Here is a 1591-nt window from a genome sequence, read left to right as displayed (position 1 = left end):
GAGCCAGAGGCGGCAGCCTCTCCAGTTCGCCCCTCTTCCGAGCCGGTCTCCTCATTGGTCGCGGCCCGCCCCGCCTCGCCCAAACCGTCGCCGTCTTGCGCGAAACCTCGCCCCGCATCATCGCTATGAGCCCGCCCGGCGCCGACCGCGCTCTCGCGTTCGCGTTCCCGTTCGAGGATCGGTCCCGCGCCGGTGGTCTGCCCGTGCCCTGCGGTCGTGGTCTGCGCCTGCCCTGCGCTGGCTGCGCTGTCGCGGTCCTGTTCGGCGATCTGGCCCGCGTCGCTCTGCGCCTTCGCCTCTGTTGCGTCATCGTCGGCGTTGCCTGGGGTGGACGCCGATGGTGCGGTGGCCGAACCTTCCGCGCCACTCGCTTCCACGGCGGGTGCGGGGGTCTCGGGCTGGGGGGACGGTGCGGTTTCCTCATCGGGGACCGAGGCGGCCGGGGTTGTCGGCTCGGGAGCGGGGACCTCGGAGGGTGCCGGAGTGTCGTGGGCGGCTTTGTCCCCCGCGAGGTCGTCGCGGCGAGAGTCTTTGTCGCGCATTGGTCCCGTCTCGGGCGGGGCCCTGGTGAGGGCACATGGTTTGCGTGGCTCGTCAGTGTAGGGAGGCGGCTGAGCACGGGGCAGCGGGGAACCCCCTTTGTTAGATGCGCGAGACGCTCGTTCTGTTGACAGAGAAGCGGAAACCCCCGGCCTTTCGGTTCCGCTGGTTTTCCGTACGATCGGTGCCGTGAACGCGGGGTGGGTGATCGACGGACGGTTCACCATGCTCGATCGGATCGGGATGGGTGGAACGAGCCGTGTGTGGCGTGCTTATGACCATGCTGAGCGCCGCTACTGCGCGGCCAAGCTCGTCCGGCAATCGGGGCCCACATCCATGCTGCGGCTCGTCCGCGAACGGGCACTGCGGCTGGCGCACCCGCATGTGCTGACGCCTTACGCCTCCTGCATGGCGTATGAGGATGTGCTCCTGGCCATGGACCTGGTGCGCGGCGGTTCGCTGGAGACGCTGCTCGGGGACTACGGCAGGCTTCCGCCCGAGTACGCGGCCGAGGTGCTCGATCAGTTGCTGGCCGCGCTGAGTCACATTCACGCGGCCGGGGTCGTCCACCGGGACGTGAAGCCCGCCAACCTGCTGTTGGAGCCGAGCCCGGTCGGCGCCCCACACGTCCGGCTGGCCGATTTCGGCATAGCGCTGGAGGACGAGGGGATGCGGTTCACCACGACCGGATTCACCGTGGGGACGCCGGGATACCTGGCACCCGAGGTCCTCGACTGGAACCGGCCAGGCCCGCGCCAGGACCTGTACGCCGCCGGCATGGTCGCCTGGCGGATGCTGACCGGCGCGGGGGACCCCGAGCCCCGTCAGCAGGTAGGGGCACCGCCTCCCGGCGTCCCGCCCACGCTGTGGAGGGTGATCGCCCACCTGTGCGCACCCGATCCGGCTCACCGTCCCAACGACGCCGACGCCGCCCGACGCTCCCTATCCGCATGCCACCGGGAACTGCGGTTCCCCGTGCGCACACTGGACGGGGAGCCCCTCCAAATCTTCGACCACCTGGGCCCGCCACCCCGCTGAGCACGCCCAGACC

Annotated in this window: 1 protein-coding gene and 1 pseudogene; one reads left to right on the top strand and one right to left on the bottom strand. The window is 70.4% G+C overall.

Annotation, left to right across the window (positions count from 1 at the left end; all coding sequences use genetic code 11):
• A pseudogene (locus E1293_RS49135) lies at nt 1-542 on the bottom strand (hypothetical protein); the annotation flags it as partial.
• A gap of 187 nt (nt 543-729) precedes the next feature.
• On the opposite strand from E1293_RS49135, the gene E1293_RS46875 reads away from it, so the two are divergent.
• Nucleotides 730-1578 (top strand): serine/threonine-protein kinase, encoded by an 849-nt coding sequence (locus E1293_RS46875; RefSeq protein WP_165978731.1) that lies wholly within the window; start codon nt 730-732, stop codon nt 1576-1578.
• Nucleotides 1579-1591: the final 13 nt, after the last annotated feature.

This window comes from Actinomadura darangshiensis, assembly GCF_004349235.1.
Classification (GTDB): Bacteria; Actinomycetota; Actinomycetes; order Streptosporangiales; family Streptosporangiaceae; genus Spirillospora; species Spirillospora darangshiensis.
The sequence above is the reverse complement of the archived record's forward strand: the minus strand, read 5'-3'. Positions and strand labels throughout refer to the sequence as shown.